Here is a 26,612-nt window from a genome sequence, read left to right as displayed (position 1 = left end):
TGGTAATGCAAAAATATATTAGATCTTTTAACTTCTTTAAGTCCAAAGTCGGGCGGAGCTAGTGGGGGCTGTATTGAAGAAAGCGAATCAACTCAACCAGAAGCTAACGATCACATTGTGAACGTATACCTAGGGTTATTGACATTGTCTTCTTCCCCGATGATGACGATTTAGACAAGGAGGGAAAGTCGAAGAAGACCTATGGGGGGAGGGGTTGCTAAGAAAAGTGCCTTTAGAGCCTTAGCCATTTACGACTAGGTGAAGTATCCGATTAACTTGCCTATTGCCTCAATTTTCACTTTTTATACACATACGCTTTATGTATTCGTGCATAGTAAGTTATTCGTCATAACAATTAAGGATGATTGCATGGTCAATTTAAGAGCGAAGGTGGTTTTTGTTAGTTCAATACTCGCTACATTAGTGGGTTGTAGCAGTAACCCGCTGGACGATAGGTATGTGGGAACCACGTATTATTTTTCAAAAGCTTCAAATCAACTAGCGTATAGCCCAGATTACCACCACCCTGACCCGTCCCGTTGTATTGAAGAAAATGAGGAGTTTAAAATCATCCTAAACTCCGCTGTATTCTGGGGTGGGGCAGATGGTCCAAAGGAAAACTTTAGCGAAGGTGAGACGAAAAAAACGTCCGACAATGAGCTTGGTTATTTCATTTCGGTCAGCGGTGGAAAGAACACACCATCGATTCAAGATTATCTGGTATACACAACGTATGGCAGAAAAAAAGGTGAGCCAGCCAACTTCATTAATTTACCCGTTTATACAGGTAAAAACGATGGCAACGAAAGCATTGTTTTTGAAGTGAAAGTACATGAGTTTGACAAAAAAAATGGACAAGAAGCATTTAAAAAGTTGAGTACTCTATCAAGGTCGCTCGTGAAACTTTCTGGCACTTCGCTTCAAAATCCAGAAGTAACAGAACTCGTCAATGATATTGGTAATATGACCGTTAACTCTATGTTCAAAGATGATATCGTGACCTCGTTCAAAATGACCTTTACGCCATGCGGCTTGTATGCAGATAACGCCAAGTCAATTTATCTTCAGAGTGGCGACATACTATTCATGAGAAGCGCAAATTCAGGCTCAACCTACATCACTCCTTTCTATCATCGTCGTCAGTTGCAGATCATGAAAGGTGAGTTGTCAGATAACGACATTCGTGACGCCATTCATTGTATGGACACTGGTGGAGAACTTATAGGCAAAGTGAAATCTATCAATTACTCCCAGATAAGTTTCTCTATACAACAGGTCAAAAGGCAGCCATCAACAGATGTGAACCCTGATGGTGAGGCGATTGAATTACTGACCAAGGTGGACAACCAGATCAAGTCAGACATTCGTTTGCTGAGAAGTGACCTAGAAGCAAGTCAGCTCGCAATTAGCAACCTAAAAATAGGGCAGCCCAAAACGGATACAGCCCAGACTAGTAAGGTATGTAAATCTAAAGATAACAAAAAGCAAGAGTAGAGATATTCGGGACACACACCAAAAAGACGTCGTTGGACGTCTTTTTGCGTTTCTAGCCGCATTCACATTTGCCGCTTAACGACAAAAGAGCAGTCAGCTTAGGGTCTTTTGGTGCCTGTCCTTAAATCAATTTTATTGATGAAATAGGTAGCCCACCTTTTTCGACTTATTGCTGAACGAGTGAAATGGACTGTCTAGCATGTTTAAAGACTCAGTATCTCGTTTCCAGCTAACTTAGACGCGATTTTATCGGCTTTTAACTCTGCCATTTGCAAAGATTTTTCATGCCTATTATCAGAAAACTCCTGATACTCAGATGTTATTTCGTAAATCTCAGCCACACCTAAATATTTACTCAAAGTGCGTAAATGCGGTACCAAATGGCTGGATGTTTCATTTATTCCCCCTTTTTCAAAGCCAAACTCACCACTTGACGTAACGATGACTAAAATCTTATCAGACAAGAGAGGCAACAAAGGTTGATCGCCGCGCGCCAAATCAAAGTCAAAGGTTTTGTTGATACGTATGATTTGATCAAACCAAGCCTTTAACTGCGCGGGCATTCCGTAATTGTACATTGGCGAAGAAATGACGAGGATATTCGCTTTTTCGACCTCTGCAATAAATTCATCTGACTGTTTCAAGATCTGTTGCTGTAGATGGTCTCTTTTCCGCTCGGGTGTGAATGCCGCACCTATCCAATCTTGAGTAATAAACTGAGGAGGATTGATTCCAACATCACGGTAGATGTATTCATCTATCGCAGCTTGCTGTTTAAACTGTGTTATAAACCTTTTAGCTATCTTTTTTGAAATGGAGTCGTGCTGTGGGTTTACATTCGTAATTGCTCTAACACTCGAATCTATATGTAGAATAACACTCATCTTAGGTGCCTTTTCTTGTTTAACCTGTCTGCCATTTTTCTACTTCATGAAGGCAAACACAAACGAGTAAAATGCGTTTACAGGTGAGTAAAATTCATCTAAATTTCCTTTTTATTGTTTAATGAGTCACCATCATGCAAGTTTCTTTACCCGCACTTAAGGCATTTGAGTCGGCTGCTAGGCTAGGCAGCTTTAAGGCCGCTGCGGCTGAATTATCCATATCCCCAACTGCGGTGTCACATCATATAAATAAACTAGAGCAGCGCCTAAACGTTACCTTATTCATACGAAAAGCAAGAAAAGTGATGCTTACGGAGCTCGGCAAAGAACTCGCCGTTGCTACCAGTCATGGATTTCAATCTATTGAAACGGCAATCGAAAAAATTACCACAAAAGATAAAAAAATTAATGTAACCACTACGTCGTCATTTGCTGCTTTGGTTTTGATCCCCGCTCTTCAAGAGTTCTATGCGTTATACCCCGAGATTGACGTAAATATTACAAGTGGTGAGAACATTGATGCTAATAACTTCACCTTACCTATCCGGTTAGGTGAAACTGCTCAACAATCAAGCATGGATATCATCAAACTCGAAGAGTTTAATCTATTTGGCAATACCAACACTGATGCTAAATTTGACCAAAAAGAGAAAATAACGATTTACACCACTGATTGGAAAAACAGCAGCTTACCCAACGTGCCATTGCAATCATGGTTGGAACTTAACGGCTTGGTGAATAAGCAAATTCACGTGAGATATTTCGATCAAGAGTTATTTGGTATACAGCAAGCTTTACTAGAAAACGCTTATGTATTCTGTTCAAGAACGCTCATTCAAGGTTATTTAAAGGCTGGTGTGTTAGCTGAAATGAACACCCTAGCTATCCGTTCTCAGCTTTGTTACTACATAGCGAATAAAGAAAAGCGCCTTTCTCGACACAACTTTAAGTTCATAGAATGGTTACAAGCGTTGCTTGAATAGCTACCAGTATCGCAAAAGCTTTTGCTGCCTGTGCTAAATCATACGACGCGAAATGAACGGGGAGGGAAACTATTTGGGCGCATACTTTTCTGCCAGATCTTTAATGAATCCTTCTTGTTGAAGTTGATCAAACGCTTCCTGAAAGCTTGCAGCCAGTCTTGGGTCAGTATCTTTGTGCAAAGCAAAGTAGCCTCCATTCCCAACTGGGCTTAGGTATAACAGAACTTCGTAATCAGAAAAGGACTCGCCCAGTTTTTCTAAGTAATGGTGAGTTGAAAACATCGCATAACTAATCGCGTCAACTCGGTCATATTGAAGCATTCTGACTAATTGCTCCCCCGAATGAACCTTGTGCAGTAACACATCTGCTCCGCCGTTTTCTAAGAAAAAGTTCTCACCACTGTCTTTATTGACGACGCCAATGGTATCAGAATCAAACGTTGCGTTAATGGCTTCCATCGTGGTTAAGCTATCGAAACGCCCCTTCTTCGCGATTAATGCAATGCGGTTTTCACTCAACACAGGGCCAACCCATAAGAATCCCAACTGCTCTCTTGCCGGTGTTCTGGACATTGAGAACAGCACGGTACCAGGAACCGTCTGTAAGTGTTTGAACCCTCGCGCCCAAGGCAGTACTTGTATCTCATGTCGAGTCCGTTCGACGTTCTTTTTTTCCCAAATCGCCTCTAGGAGCTCAACGTATATACCACTGGCTACGCCATTGTCAGAATAGGTCCAGGGTGGGTATTCTTCGGTTATCCAAATTAACTCTTTCCATGATGTCGCTGAAGCCATCACTTGGAAAGAAAAAAGGAGAACAATCACGTGTAAAAATACCTTTCTCATGACACAAAACCTCGATGAAAGGAGTCCATTATGGAAAGTATACTAGGGCGCTCTGGATTGGTTGGGAAATCAGCGAAAAATGCTGGAATTGAGCCATTGGTGCATGTCCCTAAATCACACGGTTCTTTTCCCAATCCAGTGTAATTGATTGCCAGCAAAACTTGAGTATCGACTCACACAGCTAAATATAATTAGATCTCTAACTAAAAGTTGGTGTCAATGCAGTGCTAATAATTAACCATTCCATAATAACACTTACCGCAGTCGCCACTCAGGGTTGATTTAAGTTTATGAAAAAGTTGAATTTATTGAGTGTCATGACTTTTGAACATTCAACCCTAGGTAGGCTGGGAATCTTGAGTGATATCATTACCAATGAGAATTTGATTTAAACTCTAATAATTAGTGTTCAAATTATCACATAGGCTACATTTTGTGATTTTCATCACAAATAATTAGGCTTAATGACGCCAATTCTTGCCATTTGGACCATGGCTAGCGTGATAATGAACGTGAATTTGTTTAGAGTACAAAGTAAATGCACATTCCTATGATCATTTCAGCACCTTGGGTAGTGTTTCCTGAGATCGGAAAAGGGACCGACAATTTTGGTTCGTTTAGTGAGCCTAGCGCGGATGACGGTGACGACATCTTTAACCTCATTGCCAAATGTCCACCACTTGATACTAACTCTTCGTATTGTAACTTCCTGCAATCAACCCACTTTCGGAAAACGTGCCTGATCGCTCGCCATGAGAATGAAGTGTCAGGTTTTGTTTCTGGTTATCTCAAACCGGAACAACCAAATACTCTCTTCGTATGGCAAGTCGCAGTTTCTCCAAAACATCGTGGTAAGGGGCTTGCGTACCAGATGCTAAGAGCGCTTCTCTCAAGAGAAGCTTTGCAGGAGGTGAAGGCTATTGAAACGACGATCACTCGTGATAACGGGGCATCCTGGGCACTGTTCAAAAAGATTGATGCTAAGAATGGTAATCAAGGCAGCGTTTCGACGTTTCTCGATCAAAAGACGCATTTCAAGGGCAAACACGATACAGAGTATTTGTATCGAATCCCACTAAATACAATCAACCAAGAAGATAGATAAACGGTCTAATCATGGATATTTTTAACAAGAAAGAATCACAAGTACGATCTTACTGTAATAGCTTCCCTGTTGTGTTTACCAAAGCAAAAGGTTGCTGGCTCGAAACCGAGTCAGGAAAAAAGTACCTAGACTTTCTTGCTGGGGCTGGAGCACTCAATTATGGTCATAACAACCCAATATTTAAGCAAGCATTGCTCGAATACATTGAGTCTGATGGTATTACCCACGGGCTCGATATGCACTCTGGTGCAAAAGGGGAGTTCCTTAAAGCCTTACAAAGTTATGTTCTTAGTCCAAGAGGGCTAGACTACAAAGTTCAGTTCACTGGCCCAACTGGAACTAACGCAGTTGAAGCAGCATTAAAGTTAGCCAGAAAGGTGAAAAGACGCAGTTCAGTCGTTGCGTTTACCAATGGTTTTCATGGTTGTACATCTGGAGCATTGGCAGCCACGGGTAATCAGCATCATCGCCAGGGCGCAGGGGTTAGCTTAAACAACATCACGCGGCTGCCTTTTGAAGGTTATGCTGATATTGATGGCCTCACATTGTTTGAAACGATGCTCAGCGACCACTCTTCTGGCTTGGACAAACCTGCTGCTGTGCTTGTTGAAACGGTACAAGGTGAAGGTGGGCTTAATGTCGCCTCAGATGCGTGGTTGCAACGCCTTAGCAAACTGTGCAAACAAAATGACATATTGCTGATTGTGGATGACATCCAAGCAGGATGCGGACGAACGGGCACCTTTTTCAGCTTTGAACCTTCAGGGATAAAGCCTGATATGGTGACCTTATCAAAATCTATTGCTGGCTATGGTCTACCAATGGCCATTGTTCTGATGAAGCCAGAATTAGATATTTGGAGCCCCGGTGAACATAACGGCACCTTCCGTGGTAATAATCACGCTTTTGTGACGGCCACTCAAGCACTCGAAATGTACTGGGCTGATAGCCAACCATTCGAACAGCACATCGCAAATTGCTCTGCCTTAGTTGCTGAGCAAATCTCCTCAACTCTAGTTCGCCATCCTGATTTGTTCGTAAAACAAAAGGGGCGTGGAATGATGATCGGCATAGAGTGTTGCAATGGGCATTTAGCAAGTGAAGTAGCAAAAACATGCTTTGATAATGGCTTAGTGATTGAAACGGCCGGGCCGAATAATGAAGTTATCAAATTTTTTGCGCCACTAACTATTACAAAATCTGAGTTAAAACAAGGCTTAGATATCTTCCAAAATGCGGTTGAAATCGTCCGCCAACAGCAATTTAAAAAAGCATCGTAATTAGGGAAATCAATGATTGTTCGTACATTAGAAGAATGCCGTGACAGCCAACGTAGAGTCGCGTCAGAAACTTGGGAAAGTGTCCGCATGTTGCTTAAAGAAGACAACATGGGCTTTTCATTTCACATCACAACTATTTTTGAAAATACAGAGACACACATCCATTATCAGAACCATTTGGAATCGGTCTACTGTATGAGTGGTGAAGGTGAAATCGAAGTGGTAGGGGGCAAGACCTATCCAATTAAACCAGGGACGCTATACATTTTAGATAAGCATGATGAGCATTACCTTCGCGCTTACCAAGGTAAAGAAATGGTAATGGCGTGCGTGTTTAATCCTCCAATCACGGGAAAAGAGACTCATGACGAGAATGGTGTTTACCCACTGATTGATTAGCAACTCGCACAAGCTGGGCCTAGAGACGGCCTAGTAACACTCTCTTAATACTATCAGCAAAAGGACCTATCATGACTTATACCGTAGAGAAAATCGGCGGTACTTCTATGACAGCATTCGATGCTGTTCTAGATAATATTTTGATTAAAGATAACGATGATCAGACGTACAACCGGGTATTTGTGGTATCCGCTTACGGTGGGATCACCGATGCCTTATTAGAGTGTAAAAAAACAGGTAAGCCAGGTGTATATCAATTGGTGGCTCAACGAGAAGAAGGTTGGAAGCAAGCGCTGGATTATTTAGAGCACAGAATGCTTCTGGTTAACGAGAATATCTTTGCCGATCCAATGAATCGTCTTCGTGCAGATAAATTTATCCGCTCACGAATTTCCGAAGCGAAAGTATGTATCTCAAACATACTGGAAACTTGCCAATATGGGCAGTTCTCACTTCGCCACTACCTTCCACAGGTCAGAGAGTTTCTTGCTTCTATTGGTGAAGTGCACAGTGCTTATAATACGGCGTTGAAGCTCAAAAACTGTGGTATCAATGCAAGGCTTGTTGATCTGTCTGGTTGGGATACACAGATACCAAAGAGCCTGGATGATTGCATTGTTGACGCATTTTCCAGCATAGATTTAAGTAAAGAGTTACCTATCGTTACGGGTTATGCCTCCTGTGAAGAAGGGCTTATGTCGACTTATGACCGTGGCTATAGCGAAATGACGTTTAGCCGGATTGCTTCAATCACCAAAGCGGACTTGGCCATCATTCATAAAGAGTACCACTTAAGCTCCGCCGATCCGCGTGTTGTTGGGTCTGCCAGAGTGAAACCGCTGGGTGAAACAAACTATGACGTTGCCGATCAGCTGGCCAATCTAGGTATGGAAGCGATTCACCCTAATGCAGCGGCCGGCCTACGTGAAAGCGGTATTGAACTTCAGATTAAGAACACTTTCGAACCTCAACATCCGGGGACACTGATCTCTGGATCTTTTCGTCCAACCATGGATAGAGTAGAAATCATTGCAGGCAAAGAGAAAGTGTTTGCTCTACATCTGTTCGACCAAACCATGGTCGGTTGCGTTGACAAACTCAGTTACGAACTTATGCAAATCATCACCGATACGCGAGTAAAACTGGTCGGCAAGGAGATGAATGCGAACTCCATGACCTACTATCTCACTGGCAGCAGTGAAGCATTAAATCAGGTACTGTACAAAACGGAGAAAAGGTTTCCCAGCGCCAATATTAAAGGTCGAATGGTTGCACTGCTCTCCGCGATAGGGTCGCAGTTTGATACCAACCAAGCGCTTGCAAAAGGTGTATTGGCGCTTATGGAAAAAAACATCACGCCCATCGCCGTGCATTCTTCCGTAAGAAATGTGAATGTTCAGTTTGTTGTGGATGACGATGAGTATCAACCTTCTATTTGCGCGTTGCATGAGGTGTTTTTTGACCAGCAAACTCTAGTACGCAGTGTCGCTGTTTGATCGCTAACCAGTCCCTCTTTTCACTGCGTTCAATGCGAATGAAACGTTTGAGCTAATCTGCGGTCTTTCTAACTTTAAAGTGCCGCTCTTTGTTCCTGAATGAGCTTTCATTTAGTATTGAGGCTAAACTTAACCTCATACTTACTAAAAAGGCCTGCGTCCATGACCTGTCGTCCTCAAGTACGGAAAAAACCGAGAGACTATTGTGAAGTACAGTTTTAATTTCGAAGACGCGAGTCAGATATTTGTTGGGGCATTTGCGCTCGCGGTCCCAATTTCTTTTTCAGAAGAAGCTTGGCGTATGGGAGAAACATTGCCGTTACAAAACCTATTTATGCTGCTCTTGTTGTCAATGGTTTTTCTTGCTTTATACACCTTTGAAAGTGTATTTCAGCGTAATATCGTCAATCGTAAATTTGTTTTCGTACTGCGTATCGTTGTTGCCTATCTCATCACAACTTTAGTGGTTATGCTGGTTCTGTTTTGCATCAATAAACTTCCTCTTATCTCAGAGCCGCTAGTTGCACTCAAACGAGTCATTATTATCTCTATGCCAGCGTCCATGGGAGCGATTGTTGTTGATAGCTTTGATAAGGAATGAGTGATGCTTCTTACAGTTGGAGCTATGAGCTAATGCGAATGAGTACTCACTAAGCTTGGTAAAAGAGATAGCTCGATTATGTCGGAAGATACCGCAATATGGATGTGTTTATAGAAAGAGTAGGGGTTAATTGGCATTTATGAACTGTTGAGCGCTTGCAAACAACCTATCGCAGTTTTTTTCTGTTTGGTGTACTCGGGAGTGCCTTCCACCATAGCATCAAGAGTGTCTTTAGCTTTATTGTATTCAGCTACCATAAGAGAAAATTTCTCTTCAAAGTTGCTCTATTTAATTTTCTTAATTGATTTCTTAGCCGCTGGTTTCATTTTCATTTCATAGATCCCATAGTTTTTTCTGCTCACGCTCTAATAGAATATTCTCGATCTTCTTTCTAATCTCGTGAACGGTTTCTTTACGCTCACCGTTTTCATTACTTTCGACAATTTTTGCTTTCAAATCACGTTTCGATGTTTTTTTCAAAATATAGCCTCCTAGGCCTAAAAAATAGCAAAATGTCCTATGACTACATTTTGTGAATTCATTATTTTTCCAGTACCTTCGGACTCAAAAAACGAAAAGTTTAAGCAAGCCGTATTTGTTCTGGGAAGGATGTGACGTTTTAAATTATCACTATTTAACTGATTTATGGTCGAAGACCAAGAGGTATTATTGCGATAAAGATAATATTTAATTTGGTACAATTAGCTTTTTTTCCTAAGGTATTTTTTCTGATTCGTTCTTCGGATCGCTTCACTCCTTCTTAAGTGCTAAAGCAGAGAGATCTCCCCGTAACTAGGAAGTCAGCAAGATCTCTCGAAAATCTTACATTACAGTAACGTCAGCCGCTTGGGGGCCTTTGCCACCTTGCTCTACGTTAAAGGTAACTTTTTGGCCTTCTGTTAATGTTTTGAAGCCATCACTAGCAATTGATCTGAAATGAACAAATACGTCAGCATTGCCGTTATCTGGAGTGATAAAGCCGAAGCCTTTTGTTTCATTAAACCATTTTACTGAGCCAGTCGTTTTATTTGACATGTATATCTCGATAGATTGATTAAAAAAATAAAGCTACTAAATAAGAAATGAAGAAAAAGGGATCACAGGGCAGGATAGAGATGATGAATCAAATCGATAGAGAACTGAGAAAAGCTTGAACTAAATAAGTTATCAATAGCTCACTGTTTGAGCTTGTTTTTACTATACACGGTAAATAAAAAATAGATATACATTTCTTCATCTATTTTTTATTTACCGTGAATCAGCTAGTTAAAACAGTCTTGAACAGTGCCTCCATATGGAGTTACCAAACATATTGTTTAAAACTTGCAGAAAGGCGCTGAATGCAGCAGTACATAGACAAGATTTTCTCAAATGTTAGGCCAGAAATGAGCTTGCTTCAGTATTGCTAGCTCGGCTCTGTATTGAGCAAGTTTATGCATTTAGCGCCCTAGCACGGAATAGGATATAGGCGAGTTAGACCAAGTCCTAGCAACGTTTATCGTGTGAGTTTTTGGTGCCTGTCCCTAAATTATTTAAATTATTTCTTAAATCATTGACTCATGCAAAATAAATCACTATTGCCATAGCACTTAGATTTCACTTTATAGAGCAAAAGCTCTCATTTTTGATTCTTATCCCACCAATTGAGAAATAGTAAAAACTCAATTTCAATAATTTTATAAACCGCGCGCATATTCATAGATTAACTAAAACAACAATATGCAACATTGTGAATAAGTGCATAGTGTGGATTTTGTTATCAGGTTCTCTTTGGCACAACGAGAGAGTCCACTAGACATGCTTGATGTTTGTAGTAGGCCATGTTCAACAATCTCTTTTACTATTCAAAGGAAGACAGTATGTTTAAGAAATTATTAACTTGTTGTATTGCCTCGACTCTTTCAGTCGTCTCAACCTCGGGGCTTGCGCAACAAAACGAAGGAGGAGCCATTGCATCTGAGGACCCAATGCTTGCGCCTTTAATGACAGCGTCGGCAAAATCTGCGATTAAGAATCAATACATCGTTGTACTAAAACAACCACTGACGATGAGTAACGATCAACAAGCCCTCCAGCAGTTTACCCAGCAAACGGTGTCTGGTCTTGCTAGCCAACACGCCGTTAAAATCGATAAAGTTTATGACCGCTCGTTAAGTGGTTTTGTCGCTACCCTTTCGGATGAACAATTGAAAGCCCTGCGTGCTGATCAACAAGTCGACTTTATTGAACAAGACCAAATCATCTCGCTCGATCCTTTTATCTCGGCGAACGCTAATCAAAGCAATCCTGTTTGGGGATTAGACCGCATCGATCAGCGTGATTTACCACTCAGCAACAGCTACACCTACAACTACGATGGTTCAGGTGTGACAGCATATGTTATCGATACTGGTGTGACAAACACTCACGTTGAATTCGGTGGCCGTGCAAGATCAGGCTATGACTTCGTCGACAACGATAGTGACGCGACTGACTGTAACGGTCACGGTACTCATGTAGCGGGAACCATTGGTGGTGCTCAATACGGTGTGGCGAAAAACGTCAATATTGTCGGTGTACGTGTACTAAGCTGTCGTGGCTCTGGTACCGTTTCAGGTGTCATTGGCGGTGTGAATTGGGTAGCGGCCAACGCCTCTGGCCCATCGGTGGCCAACATGAGTTTAGGTGGGGGCGTTTCAACCGCGTTAGATCAAGCAGTAGCAAGCGCGGTTCAGTCAGGTATCAGCTTTATGCTTGCAGCTGGTAACTCCAACGCTGACGCTTGTAACACCTCACCAGCTCGCGAAGCGAGCGGTGTGACTGTTGGTTCAACAACCAGCAGCGATAGACGTGCAAGTTCCTCTAATTGGGGACGCTGTGTTGACGTGTTTGCGCCCGGTGCGAATATCAAATCGGCTTGGTACGATGGTGGTTACCGCACCATTAGTGGTACATCGATGGCAACACCTCACGTAGCAGGTGTCGCGGCCCTGTATCTGCAAGAAAACAACACTCTGTCACCAGCTCAAGTATCAACACTGATCAGCCAACGTGCGAGCACAAACAAAGTTAGTGATACTAAAGGTACCGTCAACAAGCTGCTATATAGCCTAACCGACAGTGGCTTGGCACATTGATTCCTGAGGGTGAGTGACTAACGGCCAACCAGTCGCTGGTGGCAGCGGTGCAACTCATTGCCCCCATAACCTTAAATCATTATGCCAGTCAGTATTCTGCTGACTGGCATTTTTCTAAAAATTGGCAGTCAATGAATACTGAATATCGCCAATTTTACGCTAAACCTTTGCTTCTCTAATCGTGGCTTTGTAAGTATTAGCGCTTTTGGTGCCTGTTTCTAATTGACTGAATAAGTATAAGATAGGGTGAGTGAGTTCATATTGAATGCAAGATTCAATAATTTATCTGTAGAGCAGTTAATCAAAGGTTTTTAAGTATGACAGATACAATAGCTTCTAGCGCAGCAATGTTTTCTCTGGTGTGGATGTGTGTCTATTTTTATCATCTTGTCGTTTATTCTTTAGGCGACAAAAAGCATATTAATCAATTAATAGACAACTTAGCGAAAGAGCCAGAAAGCTTTAAGGATAAAAACTACATTGCTATGAATAGTATCGGGGCGGGTGGTCTATTCTCATACTTCTGTTTAGTTTATCCTCTGGTAAGGCATCGAAGAAGAGAAAAGAAGTATTCTTCTGACATTTTTATGTGTTTAAATTGGTTGTTTTTTATGACAGTGCTCTCTGTCCTAATTTTTGTATAAAGGGTTAATGACCCAAAATCATCGACATCACCAAATCCTCAAATGATTCAATATGCCGTCGAGAAGCGGTTCTCGTACTGACTAGCAAATTTAAATGACGTCTTTTTTCGTTTTTGACTGCTCTTACCGCGGCAGTTTAACGGCAAGAAGAATAGCTATTTCTTGTTAAGGTTTTCTCTTTAACTCAATGGTTTAGATAAAATTCATTGTGTATTGATCATTTAAGTAAAGTTCGTTAGTCTCGACGCCAATAAAGATTCGACTCACCGACACCGGGTTTGAGTCATCACGCAATGACAAAGCGATAAAAGAACGTCGAGTTGGTCGAGGTCGACGTGTTTGTTGCACTTGTGACTGGCTACTTCGATATTGTCTCCGCACTTCAACGAGAGTTTTCCTAACGTTATTACCCAAGCCATTGGCTGGCTCGGATTGTAACCGCATTTGTCATTGTTATTCATTTTAGATGGTTCGTGTGGTGAATGGTGACGGTATAAACAAACATCCACAAGGGGAGTAATTTGGAAAACAATACGTGTGATATCGATGAATTAGACATGAGTGATAAGTGGAAGCGTCGTTTTCATTTACTAAGACAATTTGGTGCCGATGAACTTAGCCACGCAATGATGTTAAAAAGCGACGCTTTTCGCCAGTTATCGTTTAAAGAACGATGGTCTTATTCGATTATGTTCAACATCGCGGCGTTTATTTTTGGTTTCATGTACTACTTCTATAAACGTATGCACCTGAAAGGCGCAGTGATCCTTTGTTTTACGTTGTTATGGGTAGCAGCCCTAGCGATGATTGAATTTTTCACCGGGGTTGTCATTCCCAATGTGGTGTATTGGGGACCCTCTTCTGCGCTATGCGCTCAGTGGGCTAACTACGACCTGTATCGAAAAACGTTTCACAATGAGCAGCTGTGGGACTGGATGCCAGCAAAGTGGTGTAACAAATCCAGTGTGCTTGGGTTCCTAGCATTAAGTGTAACGATTTGGGGAGGCACCCTTTACTACGAAGTGACTCACACCTACTCGACCTATGCCGGCTTTGATGATCCCAATGCCGTTAGAGTGCCTTGCGGTTCGTACGTGATGTTAGTGACCCAGGAAGAGATCGACTCTCATGGTCAAGAAGTGATTTGCGCCATCGAGTAATCGCTTTTAAAGCGTCGCGTGACGTGTTGAAGGTTCGAGTCCTTCACTCTCCGCTTCATTCTTCCATAAAGACGTCTTAGGACGTCTTTTGTCATTTCTTACCCCGCTCGCTATTTTTAGACAAAAACAGATACATAAAGGATAGTCATAAAAAATACCCAATTTAAGCCCATAAAAACGTCAAAAGAACGTTTCTTTTCTCTTCTTCGATGCCTGATAAAAGGATAAATCAGGCAGAAATAGGAGAATAGCCCCCCAGCGCCTACGCTATTCATAGCAATGTCATTGATGCTCTTAAAACGTTGAGGTTCTTTAGCCAAGTTGTCGACCAATTGATTGATATGCTTTTTATCGCCCAAAGAGTAAACGACAAGATGATAAAAATAGACCCCTCCCCATACGAAGAATAGCAACCCTAATAGTGGTTTTATGTCTGACATCTGTTCCTCTAGAAAGTCGAGCTCATACTGAAGCCATTAAAAATGTTTTTACTTATACACGTTTCAATACCATCAGCAATACATTGCCCAGTGTGACTTGCGGCTTGTTCAATATACAGGTTTAATCCGACAAATTAATACCTAGGTTGCACTATGTTTTCGTTTTCAACGGCACTTACCGCGGCAGTTTAGTGGCAAGAGGGCGGGGGGAAGGATTGGTGCCTGTCCTTAAATCACTTCGGGTGCCTGTCCTTAAATCACTGTCCTTAAATCACTTCCCTTAAATCACTTGTTGCAGTTCTTTATCCTCCATGTATTACTGGGTCAATTAAATATAAATGATTCAATTTATTGAATTATTTAGTTACTCTTGACGCTTTACTTGTGGTGAAATCATTCTTTATTACGATTTGTCACCACAATTGAGAGCGCAAATGAAACCGCAAATAATTCCCGTCAATCTTCAGGATAAAGCCTCACTGCAACAAGCTTTGGAAACCTTTCAATCTCACCTTCAGGCGGTGTACAAGACCGGCCAGCTAATTAATCAGGTGGGAGGGTTTGTTTCACATGACAACAGGCTGTTTCAAACCTCAGATCTGCAGGACCCGGAGCAAATTCAGGGTATGGCCAGATTTGGCAGTATTAATGATCCCGGCTTTGAGCAAATGGAACGCTTATCTGAGCTGGAATTAGAGCAGCTCAACCGCTCGGATGTGTATTTAAAGTTCTCGCATGTCACTGTGTTTCAACACGCTCTGGCAGATGAAGCGTTTAAACCTCTGGTGCTGCGTATTTGTCAGGAGCTGGTTGAGTTCAGTATTCGAGTCAACTCTTCTAACGAGCTGTTTTTCTCTTCCAGCTCCATCTTCGGCACGTATCTATTGGTGTTACTGGCGGAAAAATATCCGGAATACGCTTACCTGATAGGGGAGTTTGTTCCGCCAAACGGCGATTATCACCAACTGGGCTATCACTGTACCGGGGATATCACCTATCTATTTGACAAGTATGGTTATGATCCCATGATGCTGGATATTCTTGCCAGTACCCGTTGTCCGAATCTCATGAGCGCGATGGCAGAAGGTTTTTCTGACTGGAGCAGGTTTAGGCCCAATTTGCTCAAGTGCTTTTTAGCCGATGAACAAAAGTATCAGTATTTTGTACAGGCGCTGAAAGCCTCGCTCACTCGCAGGCCTGTGGACACGCAAAGCTTATGGTTAAGCGAAGAGTTGGAATCTTGTTTTGATGAAATGAGGGATGATGCCGCGAACCAAAACGAGGAGTGGGACGAAGACGATCAAGAGTTTGGTGAACTGGACTTTCACGGCAGGCCTATGTCTGAGGTACTTGAGGCGCTGGATGAGACGCTGTTCGAGCTGGTCAAAGATGTGCCATTGGCTGAGGTGTATTACTACAGTGAACCTGTGTATGAAGGGGTAACCTTAGGTGACACTCGTGATGATCCCTTCTATCAGGAGTACAACGAAGACAGCGAATACGAGACGAACAAGGCCTTCTTTTTAGAGGGATTCGATAACGGAGAGAAGATTCTTGCCTATATCGAACACAATCAGTGCCCCGAGGTATTGGACGAGCTTGTGCCCACCAATATCCGCAAGCTGGCGCGTGACAAGAAGTTGTACATCTTCAAACGCTTTGAATACTTTGGCTCGGGTGGTTTTGAGCCGTCCGAAGAACTTGACCATGACGTAGAGCTGTCAGATATTCTGGAGCGCTTTTTTGTTGCCTATCTCAACCCGGAGCTCTTTGGCATCGTAGACGATGGCGAAGCCGAGCAAGACCAAAAGTGCTTGCGAACCTTAGACGTATTGGTGCGTTTGCTGGGTCAAAAAGAACTCAGCGGCAGTGAACTCAAAGAGGTGGTCGATGAATTTGAGTTGTGCTCGAAAAAAGACGCGGTGAAGCGCTATACCCTGAAAGCGCTGAGTAAAGATGAGATAAAAGACAGGGTGTATGGCCTGATAAATGAAGACACCATAAACACCTTTGGTCGCGCTAGGCTCGAGGAGTTACACGACTTTTTTAAGCGCGATGAAGCCCTGTTTGGCGAGATGCTGGATGAGGTAATTCTGCGTGCCTATCAGGATACCGACCCAGATATTTTGGCAGTGACCCCTGGTCTCAATCAGATTGACTACGCCAGAGGCACTCAATTGCTGAGCGTGGCGTATATTTTGTGTCAGGAAGCGAACTCCTTTACCCCCAGCGAACATCTGGGTGCGCTGGCCGGGTTTTACAGCGAGCACGTATTTAAGAGCTTCTATCGGGAGATGGCGCAGCATCACGAATTAGACTGTGATGAAAAAGCTCAGGCTCTGTCCGAGAAAATCAAAGCCTATGTTGAATCTCAGGCATCCGGGGGCAATAGCCTGTTTGCCAAGCTGATGAAGCAGGAGCCTGCGGCGCAAGCGGTGTCTAAAGATGAGGCGCTGGCCTGTATCCGCGAGCTGTTAGCCAGCCCAGATGAGGAGACAGGTACACTGCACAGCGATGTTTTTGTTGTATCTGATGATGTGGGCATGATATTGGCTTCTATGCTTTATGCCGCCAAAGTGGCGCCTGCACCGTTGAAAAAACAGCTATTAGCGCTGTATGGCTTGATGCTGGAGCTGTTTCCCGCCAAAACCCTGTTGGTGAGCTTTTATGAGTTCTCCGAAAGCGGTGTTTACACCTATCAAACCACGAACGATGAAATTGAAGCGTTTTGCGATTTTATTACCGATCTGGGAATCAATGAGAAATACGCATTTTTACTGCGCATTGTGATGATTCAAAAAGCCCAAGTGCGCAAACATGTCGATGGGTTTAACAATGATAACGGCCTGAGGGATGCCTATTTGCGCCTGCTCAATCGCTATAGAAAAAAAGACGAGCAGGACCCGAACGAGCCAGAGATGCTGGCTAGAAAAGAGCGAAAGATCTCAGAGGCGATAAGTGCAGCGGTTGACCTTTTAGACGACAAACACAGGCAGCGTTTTCTCGGTTTTGCGTATCCGGGGTTTGATGAAGCCGCGTATAATGTGCTCGTCACTGCTGAGCTTGTCCCTGAATTGGCCGCATTTTTTTCTGATAACACAGACGCGGATGAAGCTGAATGTGAGGCGCTTGTCCATGCATTGATGGGCTACCTGATCGGCGAACTCTCCCTGGCCGACATAACACCCACAGTGTTGACCAGGCTCAGCCGAGGCAAACCCTGGGATTGCACAAGGAATATTTGTGCAACCCTGCTATGCGCCTCTGACGCCCGATGGCAAAAGTTATTGGCGTTTTTATTTGCCAGCGATAACCTGGATAACATTGATGATTTCTTTGATATTTTGGATAACAAGTTCCCAGATGGCACGGAAAACGAGCCTAAAAGAGCAGCTGAAATGGTGAGACTTATTACACAAGCCGGGCTTGAGGGTGAGCTGGCCTATGCCTTTTATCTGCGTCAGTTTGAGGCGTTTGATACGGACTGGTATTTTGACGAAAACCCCTTTACCCCTGTGATACTCCGCCATTTGGAAGAGATTCAGACCAGTGCAACGCTGACCGCCAGTGAAGCGTATGACTTCTTTATGCGGGAAAAAGAGGAGAATCAGGATTAAGCCTCAACTCAGTGTTTGACGCTTTGATAACATCCAGCGCTCACTGAGGTGGGCGTTGGATGTCATCCACTCCAACGACGTCAACTTATGGTGCCTTTCCCTAAAACACTAAAACAGTCATGTCCCTAAAACATGGTCTTGAGGCAGTTGCTTCCTAGAGTGAGTTAACCAACATAAGCTGATTCTCTTTCAGGGCTTGAGGCAACCATAAGCTGAGTTTCATCAGCAATTCGCTCTCCGGCAACTGATTGTGTTCAACCAATGTCTGCCAAGCAACGGGGGTGGGCGAGCGGTTTGTTTCCTTCTGACCAAACAGACCGAGGGACCGTACAACATCAGCCTGCCAAGGCTCAAGCTGAGCCATCTTTACCTGAAAGTGATGACGATAAACGAGCACAGACTCGGCCCCAAGCGTGGGCATAGTCGGCTTTTCAGCCCACAAACCTTGTTCAAGTGCGGTCGTATGGCGATCTGCGGCCAGTATATAGTCACGCAAGGCAAAATCGTGCTCTACTAATTCACTGCTGTCAGGCAATGCTAGCGCGGGGAGCTGAAGCAAGCCACCCAAGTCCGGCGCTTGGTCATATTGAACTCCAGGAGCGCGGATCGCGTTTGCCTGCGCCCTCTCCAGCCTTGCCAATTGCTCCGGGATCTTAAGTTCTACTGCATAGGGTTGACCACTATGTTGACGAGGGCGTGTTGCGTCAAGAAAGTTGGCGAAGTCTTCGCCCAATTGATACAAACTATAGTGACGTGACGGACGCTGTTGCAGATACCCTAAACTAAACAGGCGGAACAACGCCTCGCCTAGGTAGTGCTGCAATGCCGGAAACTCTGCCTCCATGCACTCTAACAAACGTAAACGATAACCATCTTGGTAAATAGCCAAACGTGCCGACGACGATAACTCTGCTGTTCCCATGATGTAGTGACTTGCCATTTGATTGGCCTTGGGGCCTTGTAGAATCGACTCTAACAACCACTGCTGGCGTGCTGCTAACTCACTGGTTGAGCTCATTCGACCTCCTGCACAGAATGAAACTGTTTCCGGCCAAGCGCATCGGAAATGGGGGTCGATAGCACCGTATCTTGGTTTACTTTCATTGGTTCGCGTTGTGGGATGTGCCCTTGTAATACAGATTTGGCAATGTTCAACTCGTCGACCAACTTTGGAAATTCAGGAATATTGGCATCCCATTCAAGCAATGTTGATATTGGCCTGCCTGCTTGTTCAAGCATTTGTTGATAGAGCTGCCACACTGCTGTCGGTACTGGTTTGTCATGAGTGTCAATCAAATGAGTACCACAATCGGTCGGACCCGCTAAATGACATTGCACCACTGCATCCATAGGAATACCAGACATGTAGTCGTTCACTGAAAAGCCCAGGTTCTTCGCGCTCACATATACATTATTGACATCCAATAACAAGCGGCAACCGCTACGCTGTACCAACTGAGCAAGAAACTCCCACTCTTGGAGATCATTTTCTTGAAAAGCAAAATAGGTGCTGGGGTTTTCTATAACAAGTGGCCTTTGCAGATAGTCTTGAACCTGTTGCACTCTTGCACACACATGGTTAAGACTCTCTTGGGTAAATGGGATCGGCAGCAACTCGTGACTATTAATACCCTGAATTCCTGTCCAACAGAGGTGGTCGGAAACCAATGTTGGCTCAAGGTCTTGGCATAATTGTCGCAGTTTACTGAGGTAGTGTTCATTCAAAGGTTCGCTCGAACCAATTGACATCGAGACACCATGAAGGGCTATCGGGTAGTGTTCTCGAAGCTTAAAGAGTAGGTGACGAGCATAACCGTGGTGATCGAGATAGTTCTCACTGATGGCTTCAAACCAATCAACACCACTTTGCTCTGGTAATAGGTGTTGCTCAAGCCAAGCAAAATGGCATGAGCGGAGGCCGACACCAAATCCCATTGAAGTACTTAGTTCTTGATGAGATTTAGAGATCGTTGCGGTTGAAGAACTGGAGGTATCTGAGATGTCGCGCATTGGCATCCTTCCAACTGAATCTATGGTCATCATGGCCCTACCTCCCACAAGGTAGGTAGGGCCAAACGCTTAATCAATCTGCAAATTGGGATTCGCCATTAGGTAGAGGGTGGAAACGCCAAACGTAAATCAGAAGGCTCTGGTTTTTCAACGGCGGTTTTTCCATCCACGGCTAACGCTTTACTGTATGCTTGCCAAGCAACGTCATACACGGCATCGCCTTTGGCAAACTGTACCCCATCGTTGGGGATCTGCTCTGGAGCGTTTCCGGCTCGAAGTTGATAGATCGGCATTAATCCACTGTCGGGATAGAGTTGTGATGCAGAAATCGGTACCGCACAACCGCCTAGACCACCACAGGCATTGTCGGCCGGAGGTGAATATAACTCTGGCGCACCACAGCCTGCTTGGACTGCGTTCTTATTGCTCGGCGTAGCGCTGAGGCTTCGACAACCAGCGCCACCTCCGGAGGTTTTCTGCACGAATCCACAACCGCCTTCCGCTTTACAGCTATTCGAGCCGCGACAGGTGTGAAATATCTGTTTCGATGCGCAGCCATTCTTCGGTTCATCTGGGCCGGGTTGTAGTGCCATACCTTGACACGCATGATAAAGATAATCGCGCTCGTGTTCCGGAATACGTTGGTAGTCTGCATCATCTTTGGTTAGCGACAAATCGGGAGCTCGACCAAACACCGCCCAGCAAATTGAGACACGATCACCCGAGCCAGACATGGATGGGAAAGGGAAGTCGACGTTTTTGTTTGTCCAATACTTGTTAAGTACCGTAGTAATGCCAGCTATTGCTCCAATTGCGACATGACTCATTTCTTCCCATTGATCATCGCCTCCGGCTTTAAGGTTATTGAGCGCTGTTGAGACCGCTTCAGCAGAGGGCAACGCCGCAGCATATTGGTTATCTTTATACTCTGCTGTCTGCAAATCGTCAGCCTGCCATTGATTGGCATCTTTCCCGTGCCAGTCTACCCAAGTGGTGATTTCGCCCGATTCCAACAAGCCTTTCACCTGCTGAAAACGATCATAGTGATCGACGACACCACCAAAAAATCGAGCATGGGCAGCACCAGACATCGGCAGTTCGTCACCGTGTTCATCATACTGCTTATAATCGGTTTGCAACGCATGGAAGTTAGGCTGGTAGTTCGGCTCGACCGGAGCGCCAACCAAACCGGCGGGCAAGTCGTGAGCTGGCTCCGTTTTCATGGTCGCTCCTTCACCCTGATCCGTGATCGCGTTCATCAATTGAAAGATTTGCCTTTTCGCTTGGTTGAGATCTTTTGAATCTACCACGGTTTTCATGCGTGGGAACTCGGCGAGTGGATGGCCAGCCTCTTCGGTATTGAATAAGTCCTGTTGAATAGAGTTCGGATCGAAAAGTTTACTAAATAGGCTATTACCATCGCTATAAGTGATGTTTAGATACGCAGCTAGACATTCATACATTGTTGCAATCGTACCAAATAGCGGCAGCTCTGCTTCGGTTGAGCTTGCACTCCAACCAGCAAAAGGCACACTACCATCAACGCCCTGACCGTTGGTTGCAATGTACTTATCCCGTTTTTTGGGGCAGATACGACTGGCGAGAACATCCGATGGCTCCTCAATCAAAAGAAACAGATCAATGCTGTTATCATTTAACTCTTCCAGCGCCACCTTCACCCTGTTGTACGGCGCTTCGGACAAATCGGTAAGGTCTAAAACATGCGGAATGGTGGTTTTATCATCACCGTAACAAATCCAGCTGTAGTCAGCATTCATCAACAATGGCGAGTTAAAATCTGCTGGCTTTGCTTCGCTACCTGCTACAGTGTTGCTTAAAGCATTGTGAATATTAGCGGCCATTTGCAAGTGCAGCATCTCTTGAATAAAAACACTGAAGATCAAGTTGCATGCTTGCTCATTGGCGGTTTGTGGATTAGGCGTGGGCGAAATACCCGGCCAACGGCGACCGAGATAGAGCGCATTACCCTCTCCTGTGATTGAGTGCATACCATGTATTGAATACATAGTGGTCATGTATAGCGGTATAGTGAACAGCTCGACATTGATCGCCGCCTGAGTCAGGCAACGCACGGCGTTTACATCGGCCAACAAATGGCTAATGTCTCTGTTCGTTAACTGCGCGTTACGTTCTAACTGTAACCCGGCCAAACGTTGAAAATCCATAATTGCTTCCTTTGCTTTCTATACTTTTATAATTGGTGTCCAACACAACAAAGGCTTATTGATACCTATGTGCATTAAGACACATAAAGTATATGGTGGATTTTCTATTCCGCCAGAAATGCACTTAACTCGATTCGGGCGCAGAGGGTATAGGTAGAATTCATCACCTCCCTGTTATTTCTGCTAAACGATTTGTGGATTAATTGAATGAGCCTAGACACCAAATTAGGTGATAAACCCTCCACCATAGATGAAATGTTCAACGACAAAACGCTAACGGTTTAAGCTCTGATGCCAGTGATGGTCGAAAATCGACTTAAGTGAGGGTACGGAATTTGTTGACCTGAAGGTAATTGCCAGCAGTCACGAGAGCATTTGGGCTCTCGCCCTAACAAATAAAAAAGACGTCCGAAGACGCCTTTTTTCGTTTTGACTGCGCTTACATCTGCTTTTTAGCGATAGGGGGGGGAAGACATAAGCCATTGGTGCCTGTCCCTAAATGACATCAAGCTCATATAATCGGAGAAGAACCGTTTACCTAACTCCAACCTCCCGCCAAACTACCACCCTCACGTTTTAGTTTTGTGGCCAAAGCAAAGCGTATACAAGCATGGAATGACAATTAACACGACTGGCAGTGAGAATAAGAGTCCGTAGCCTAAGGTTAGAGACATTGGACCCATGTACACGTCAGTACCGCCAATGCCATAAGCGAGTGGCAATAGTCCAACCACAGTGGTAATGGACGTTAACAGTATTGGTCTTAGTCGGCTGGCGGCTGCTTTAATTACTGCATCCATCACTTGTAAACCTTCCGCTTTGAGTTCATTAATGCGATTTATCAATACCAACGAATTGTTAACCACCACACCTGTCATACCTAGCACACCGATCAGGGCGAACAAAGATAATGGCTGCATGTGAACAAACAGTGCCATCAGCGCTGCAACTACCGCAAACGGAATCACCGCCATGATCAACAGTGGCTGTAATAAAGAGCTAAACATAATCGCGAGTACAAAATAGATCCCGACCATAGCCGCAGGGAAAGCGACAAAAAAGCCAGACATAGTGTCACTGGTATTCTCAGCTTCACCGCCAATGTCTAAGTGCACACTTTTTCCTACTTGCTGCGCCAATGCATCTGAAAGTTGTTGGCTTAACTCACCTGAACCTATCGCTTCATCAACAATTTGTGCACTTACCAGTACTTGACGGTCGCCGTTGTAGTGTAAAAGTTCACGCGGAGCCCGCACCTCTTGCACTTTGGCAAGGCGGTTCAGAGGCACTTTAACCCCACTTGGAGTGGTAATCTTGGTCGTTTTCAGACGTTCAAGATTGCGATATTCCTCATCTAATAAAACACGTAAGTTCACTTCTTGATCGCCAATCCAAGTTGACGTGACACTCTCACCGTCGAAAGCAATCCGCAGCGTGGTCGCGAGATCTTGAACCGTCAGGTTGTAACGAGCTAACCATTCATATTGTGGCAATATTTGCAGTTGTGGATCAGTAAGCTGTTCGTTATTCGTCACCTTATCTAAGCTTGGTTGCTCTTTCATCCAAGCCATGACGAGGCCAACCGCATGATTGCGCTCTGTTTCATTATTACTGATCACACGAATTTCAATTGGCTCGCCCGGAGGGGGCCCACCGGCGTCGACCGTAAATTTCACAAAATTAATCGCGGGAGCGTCTTTCAATTTCTCGTTTAAACTGTCGGCTATCTGATTGGCGGTTCTATCACGTTGCTCAAAGTTGGTCAGCGTCAATAAGCCATTGCTTGCTGGGCTGCCATAAGTCATGCGATAAGAAACCAGCTCATTGTCACCAAGCTGCGCTATCGTTTCTTCAAACACTGAATGCGCTTTACGCACCTGTTTTAGCGATGCTCCCGGCTCCACCTCTGTGTATATTTCTATGTATTTAGCCGTTTCGCTTGGGAAGATATCCAGCTTAAGTGTCGTCAATAAAGCAACACTCCCAGTAAGCGTGAGCACAGCGACCAGTAGTACAGACTTTTTCCACTCTAAACAAAGAGCTAAAAGAGACTGGTATTGGTTAACCACACGGTTGAAACGCGGTTCTTTTTGCTTTTCCTTCTCTTCTTTCTTTAATGAATTCGCAAGGTGAGCAGGTAACGTAAATGTACACTCAATCAACGAGAACAGAAGCGCCGCGATAACGGTAATTGGGATCACCATGATCGCCTTTCCCATAGTTCCGGGGATAAAGAACATAGGTATGAACACAAGCGCGGTGGTGGTTAAGCTAGCAATGATAGGGCGAATCACGTTTTGCACACCTGACTTTGCTGCGTCTATAGGTTCTTTGCCAATTTCACGCTCTTGATAAATACTCTCGGCAACGATGACCGAATCATCAACAATAATGCCGATCACCAGTAGCATTGCCGCAAGTGTAACGCTGTCTAGATTCATACCAAGTGCTGGCAGCACCGCCATGACGCCTAGTACACAAAATGGGATGGAAACCGCAACCCAAAAAGCGACCGCACGCTTTAAAATCATGCTTAATACGATCAGAACGAGAATCAGACCGACACCACCGTTGGTAGTGACGATAGAAAACTTATCACTCATATCGTCTGCAAGGTTCAAAGAGATAGGAAAAGCGAATTGGCCGTTAAGGCGCTGGTTTTCGCTTTCAAGCAGCGCTTTTACTCTATCGATGGTGGAGATGATATCGGCGTCAGCACTCTTCGCTACGGTAAACACAACCGCCCTGTCGCCATTCACCATGCCTAATTCTGTCGCTTTTTCAAACGAGTCAGAAACGTTCGCCACATCTCCTAAACGAACGGTTTCCCCAGTAGGCAGTACCTTAATAATGGTGTTCGATAACTCCTCAATAGATTGAATTTGAGTGAGCGTAACGATGCGCTGTTCGCTATTCCAAGATTCAACAACGCCGCCAGACAATGAAAGGTTACGAGTGTTGATCGCTGATGTGACATCGGCCAAAGCCAGTTGGTAGCGAGATATTTTGGACGGATCAACTTCAATCCAAAATTCTCGCTCGGTAAAACCAGACATTGAAACCGTGCCAACACCAGCAACGCTGCGTACTTTCTTCTCTAAATCACGAACGTAATTTTGCAGCTCTGAATTATCAAGCGCTGTTGTAACGCCAAACGTCATCACTTCGAATGAAGAAGTGCTTTTTTGCGCCACAAGCGGTGGGTTCGATATGTCTTTAGGTAACCCTTGTACTCTATCGACGGCCTGTTGAATGTCACGGACGGTTTGCTGAATATCATACCCTTCGTCCAGTTCAATACTGATGTATGACTGACCATCGAATGATTGAGAGTTGTACTTTGTTAGCCCTTGCACTGACTTCAGTTCTTTTTCAATTCGATTGGTAATGTTCCACTCAATATCCTGCGCAGATGCGCCTGGGTACTTGGTTGTAATTTCGACTTCAGCAAAGGCAATATCAGGCAATTCTTGAAGTTTTAAAATACCCATCGAACCAACACCAATCAGCAGTACCATGATGGTGATAATACGAGCCAAAAAGCTACGCTCTGCGAAATAAGCAAGAATGTTATTCATGGTGCATGCCCTAATTATCTGTCGTCGCGTGAATGGACATACCCGGCTTGAAAAGGTGTTGCTCATTGTCGATTTCGACATCAACAAGATAGGCCAACGTTGCAGGGTCAAGTTCGACACCAATACGGTTAATTTTTGCGTGAATACGCTGAGCAGGCTGAGCCTCGGACCAAACTTGGATTGGTTGACCCACAGATAGCTCTTGAAGATCAAACTCGCTTGCGAGTAAGCGAACGTTCAGTCGATCAATATTGGTGAGTTTGTACAGTAAATCCCCTTGGTTGACCCAAGTCCCATCATCGACCAAACGCTCGACTACATAGCCATTTATTGCGGCATACACTTGGGTATTGAAAAGATCTAGCTGCGCTTTTTCCAGCTCTATTTGAGCCAATGACAAATTCGCTTTTGCGGCAGAAAAATCTGCTTTCGCTATATCAAGTTCGTTCTGAGACAGGCTGTTTTTTGAGCGCAGTTCTTGATAACGAGCAAAAACCGACTGCTTAATATCCAAGTCGGCTTTGACTAAAGCAAGGTTGGCTTTTTGCTTACGCACTTCAAGTTTAAAATCTTGATTTTTAATTGTGGTTAGCTTTTGGCCTTGAGTAACCATATCCCCGGTTTGCCAATTAACGTGTTCTATGACGCCACTGACTTCAGATACGACGTTTAAAGGGGCTGTACTTGTTGTTTTACCTATAAGGTCAACAGCATTGCTATGGGGTGCAAACACCATTGCACTCATCAAGCAGGGTAATAATTGTTTGTTCATC

21 protein-coding genes and 1 pseudogene are annotated in these 26,612 nt (G+C 44.2%); 11 read left to right on the top strand and 11 right to left on the bottom strand.

What is annotated here, in order from left to right; all coding sequences use genetic code 11:
• The first annotated feature begins 369 nt into the window (after positions 1-369).
• Complete coding sequence (locus tag OH455_RS02540; RefSeq protein WP_269980233.1) at positions 370-1,494, top strand: hypothetical protein; 1,125 nt, start codon at positions 370-372, stop codon at positions 1,492-1,494.
• A 203-nt stretch (positions 1,495-1,697) separates the two neighbouring features.
• Here the strand turns inward: OH455_RS02540 and OH455_RS02535 are convergent, their stop codons facing one another.
• Positions 1,698-2,378, bottom strand: a complete 681-nt coding sequence (locus OH455_RS02535; protein WP_269980232.1) for an FMN-dependent NADH-azoreductase — start codon at positions 2,376-2,378, stop codon at positions 1,698-1,700.
• Positions 2,379-2,512: 134 nt separating this feature from the next.
• On the opposite strand from OH455_RS02535, the gene OH455_RS02530 reads away from it, so the two are divergent.
• The gene (locus tag OH455_RS02530) at positions 2,513-3,361 is read left to right on the top strand and encodes a LysR family transcriptional regulator (protein WP_269980231.1); all 849 of its coding nucleotides are present in this window, start codon (positions 2,513-2,515) and stop codon (positions 3,359-3,361) included.
• 69 nt (positions 3,362-3,430) lie between these two features.
• Here OH455_RS02530 and OH455_RS02525 read toward each other — a convergent pair whose 3' ends face one another.
• Positions 3,431-4,207 carry a substrate-binding periplasmic protein gene (locus OH455_RS02525; protein ID WP_269980230.1) on the bottom strand — a complete coding sequence of 259 codons (777 nt, stop codon included), beginning with the start codon at positions 4,205-4,207 and terminating at the stop codon, positions 3,431-3,433.
• Positions 4,208-4,757: 550 nt separating this feature from the next.
• Here OH455_RS02525 and ectA point away from each other — a divergent pair.
• The 5 genes from ectA to OH455_RS02500 all read left to right on the top strand — a co-directional run bounded on the left by ectA (position 4,758) and on the right by OH455_RS02500 (position 9,088).
• On the top strand, positions 4,758-5,312 hold the full coding sequence (gene ectA / locus OH455_RS02520; protein WP_269980229.1) for a diaminobutyrate acetyltransferase: 555 nt from the start codon (positions 4,758-4,760) through the stop codon (positions 5,310-5,312).
• An 11-nt stretch (positions 5,313-5,323) separates the two neighbouring features.
• Entirely contained in the window at positions 5,324-6,592 is a 1,269-nt protein-coding gene (ectB, locus tag OH455_RS02515) for a diaminobutyrate--2-oxoglutarate transaminase (RefSeq protein WP_269980228.1), read from the top strand.
• 12 nt (positions 6,593-6,604) lie between these two features.
• Positions 6,605-6,991, top strand: coding sequence for an ectoine synthase (locus OH455_RS02510; RefSeq protein WP_269980227.1), 387 nt, complete (start codon positions 6,605-6,607; stop codon positions 6,989-6,991).
• Between the two features lie 71 nt (positions 6,992-7,062).
• A complete protein-coding gene (locus OH455_RS02505; RefSeq protein ID WP_269980226.1) occupies positions 7,063-8,487 on the top strand; it encodes an aspartate kinase in 1,425 nt (474 codons plus the stop codon).
• Positions 8,488-8,692: 205 nt separating this feature from the next.
• Positions 8,693-9,088: a DUF2391 family protein gene (locus OH455_RS02500; RefSeq protein ID WP_045977333.1), complete on the top strand. Its 396-nt coding sequence runs from the start codon at positions 8,693-8,695 to the stop codon at positions 9,086-9,088.
• A gap of 333 nt (positions 9,089-9,421) precedes the next feature.
• Here the strand turns inward: OH455_RS02500 and OH455_RS02490 are convergent, their stop codons facing one another.
• Both OH455_RS02490 and cspE read right to left on the bottom strand, forming a co-directional pair.
• Positions 9,422-9,568, bottom strand: a complete 147-nt coding sequence (locus tag OH455_RS02490; protein WP_206369045.1) for a hypothetical protein — start codon at positions 9,566-9,568, stop codon at positions 9,422-9,424.
• 342 nt (positions 9,569-9,910) lie between these two features.
• The gene (gene cspE, locus OH455_RS02485) at positions 9,911-10,123 is read right to left on the bottom strand and encodes a transcription antiterminator/RNA stability regulator CspE (protein ID WP_206368988.1); all 213 of its coding nucleotides are present in this window, start codon (positions 10,121-10,123) and stop codon (positions 9,911-9,913) included.
• Between the two features lie 824 nt (positions 10,124-10,947).
• Between cspE and OH455_RS02480 the strand changes: the two are divergent.
• Both OH455_RS02480 and OH455_RS02475 read left to right on the top strand, forming a co-directional pair.
• A pseudogene (locus OH455_RS02480) lies at positions 10,948-12,189 on the top strand (S8 family peptidase); the annotation flags it as partial.
• A gap of 332 nt (positions 12,190-12,521) precedes the next feature.
• Positions 12,522-12,848: a hypothetical protein gene (locus OH455_RS02475; RefSeq protein ID WP_269980225.1), complete on the top strand. Its 327-nt coding sequence runs from the start codon at positions 12,522-12,524 to the stop codon at positions 12,846-12,848.
• Positions 12,849-13,040: 192 nt separating this feature from the next.
• Here the strand turns inward: OH455_RS02475 and OH455_RS02470 are convergent, their stop codons facing one another.
• Complete coding sequence (locus tag OH455_RS02470; protein ID WP_269980224.1) at positions 13,041-13,292, bottom strand: hypothetical protein; 252 nt, start codon at positions 13,290-13,292, stop codon at positions 13,041-13,043.
• Positions 13,293-13,369: 77 nt separating this feature from the next.
• Here OH455_RS02470 and OH455_RS02465 point away from each other — a divergent pair, with 77 nt between their 5' ends.
• Positions 13,370-14,008: a DUF2628 domain-containing protein gene (locus OH455_RS02465; protein ID WP_269980223.1), complete on the top strand. Its 639-nt coding sequence runs from the start codon at positions 13,370-13,372 to the stop codon at positions 14,006-14,008.
• A 116-nt stretch (positions 14,009-14,124) separates the two neighbouring features.
• Here OH455_RS02465 and OH455_RS02460 read toward each other — a convergent pair whose 3' ends face one another.
• Positions 14,125-14,448 carry a hypothetical protein gene (locus tag OH455_RS02460; protein WP_269980222.1) on the bottom strand — a complete coding sequence of 108 codons (324 nt, stop codon included), beginning with the start codon at positions 14,446-14,448 and terminating at the stop codon, positions 14,125-14,127.
• A 434-nt stretch (positions 14,449-14,882) separates the two neighbouring features.
• Here OH455_RS02460 and OH455_RS02455 point away from each other — a divergent pair, with 434 nt between their 5' ends.
• Positions 14,883-18,065 carry a hypothetical protein gene (locus OH455_RS02455; protein WP_269980221.1) on the top strand — a complete coding sequence of 1,061 codons (3,183 nt, stop codon included), beginning with the start codon at positions 14,883-14,885 and terminating at the stop codon, positions 18,063-18,065.
• Between the two features lie 154 nt (positions 18,066-18,219).
• On the opposite strand, the gene OH455_RS02450 is transcribed toward OH455_RS02455, so the two are convergent.
• The 5 genes from OH455_RS02450 to OH455_RS02430 all read right to left on the bottom strand — a co-directional run bounded on the left by OH455_RS02450 (position 18,220) and on the right by OH455_RS02430 (position 26,611).
• Positions 18,220-19,083, bottom strand: a complete 864-nt coding sequence (locus OH455_RS02450) for an HvfC/BufC N-terminal domain-containing protein (protein ID WP_269980220.1) — start codon at positions 19,081-19,083, stop codon at positions 18,220-18,222.
• Complete coding sequence (gene bufB / locus OH455_RS02445; protein WP_269980219.1) at positions 19,080-20,108, bottom strand: MNIO family bufferin maturase; 1,029 nt, start codon at positions 20,106-20,108, stop codon at positions 19,080-19,082. Before bufB ends, OH455_RS02450 begins: the two co-directional genes overlap by 4 nt.
• A 65-nt stretch (positions 20,109-20,173) precedes the next feature.
• Positions 20,174-22,261, bottom strand: coding sequence for a ferritin-like domain-containing protein (locus OH455_RS02440; protein WP_269980218.1), 2,088 nt, complete (start codon positions 22,259-22,261; stop codon positions 20,174-20,176).
• A gap of 569 nt (positions 22,262-22,830) precedes the next feature.
• A complete protein-coding gene (locus OH455_RS02435) occupies positions 22,831-25,839 on the bottom strand; it encodes an efflux RND transporter permease subunit (protein WP_269980217.1) in 3,009 nt (1,002 codons plus the stop codon).
• A gap of 10 nt (positions 25,840-25,849) precedes the next feature.
• A complete protein-coding gene (locus OH455_RS02430; RefSeq protein ID WP_269980216.1) occupies positions 25,850-26,611 on the bottom strand; it encodes an efflux RND transporter periplasmic adaptor subunit in 762 nt (253 codons plus the stop codon).
• Position 26,612 lies beyond the last annotated feature (1 nt).

This window comes from Vibrio sp. T11.5 (assembly GCF_027587155.1).
In the GTDB taxonomy this organism is placed as follows: Bacteria; Pseudomonadota; Gammaproteobacteria; order Enterobacterales; family Vibrionaceae; genus Vibrio; species Vibrio neptunius.
The sequence above is the reverse complement of the archived record's forward strand: the minus strand, read 5'-3'. Positions and strand labels throughout refer to the sequence as shown.

Bases quoted from the DNA above. Each gene is read 5' to 3' on its own strand.
- OH455_RS02540 (WP_269980233.1), top strand. From the start codon at position 370: ATGGTCAATTTAAGAGCGAAGGTGGTTTTTGTTAGTTCAATACTCGCT.
- OH455_RS02535 (WP_269980232.1), bottom strand. From the start codon at position 2,378: ATGAGTGTTATTCTACATATAGATTCGAGTGTTAGAGCAATTACGAAT.
- OH455_RS02530 (WP_269980231.1), top strand. From the start codon at position 2,513: ATGCAAGTTTCTTTACCCGCACTTAAGGCATTTGAGTCGGCTGCTAGG.
- OH455_RS02525 (WP_269980230.1), bottom strand. From the start codon at position 4,207: ATGAGAAAGGTATTTTTACACGTGATTGTTCTCCTTTTTTCTTTCCAA.
- ectA (WP_269980229.1), top strand. From the start codon at position 4,758: ATGATCATTTCAGCACCTTGGGTAGTGTTTCCTGAGATCGGAAAAGGG.
- ectB (WP_269980228.1), top strand. From the start codon at position 5,324: ATGGATATTTTTAACAAGAAAGAATCACAAGTACGATCTTACTGTAAT.
- OH455_RS02510 (WP_269980227.1), top strand. From the start codon at position 6,605: ATGATTGTTCGTACATTAGAAGAATGCCGTGACAGCCAACGTAGAGTC.
- OH455_RS02505 (WP_269980226.1), top strand. From the start codon at position 7,063: ATGACTTATACCGTAGAGAAAATCGGCGGTACTTCTATGACAGCATTC.
- cspE (WP_206368988.1), bottom strand. From the start codon at position 10,123: ATGTCAAATAAAACGACTGGCTCAGTAAAATGGTTTAATGAAACAAAA.
- OH455_RS02475 (WP_269980225.1), top strand. From the start codon at position 12,522: ATGACAGATACAATAGCTTCTAGCGCAGCAATGTTTTCTCTGGTGTGG.
- OH455_RS02470 (WP_269980224.1), bottom strand. From the start codon at position 13,292: ATGCGGTTACAATCCGAGCCAGCCAATGGCTTGGGTAATAACGTTAGG.
- OH455_RS02460 (WP_269980222.1), bottom strand. From the start codon at position 14,448: ATGTCAGACATAAAACCACTATTAGGGTTGCTATTCTTCGTATGGGGA.
- OH455_RS02455 (WP_269980221.1), top strand. From the start codon at position 14,883: ATGAAACCGCAAATAATTCCCGTCAATCTTCAGGATAAAGCCTCACTG.
- OH455_RS02450 (WP_269980220.1), bottom strand. From the start codon at position 19,083: ATGAGCTCAACCAGTGAGTTAGCAGCACGCCAGCAGTGGTTGTTAGAG.
- bufB (WP_269980219.1), bottom strand. From the start codon at position 20,108: ATGATGACCATAGATTCAGTTGGAAGGATGCCAATGCGCGACATCTCA.
- OH455_RS02440 (WP_269980218.1), bottom strand. From the start codon at position 22,261: ATGGATTTTCAACGTTTGGCCGGGTTACAGTTAGAACGTAACGCGCAG.
- OH455_RS02435 (WP_269980217.1), bottom strand. From the start codon at position 25,839: ATGAATAACATTCTTGCTTATTTCGCAGAGCGTAGCTTTTTGGCTCGT.
- OH455_RS02430 (WP_269980216.1), bottom strand. From the start codon at position 26,611: ATGAACAAACAATTATTACCCTGCTTGATGAGTGCAATGGTGTTTGCA.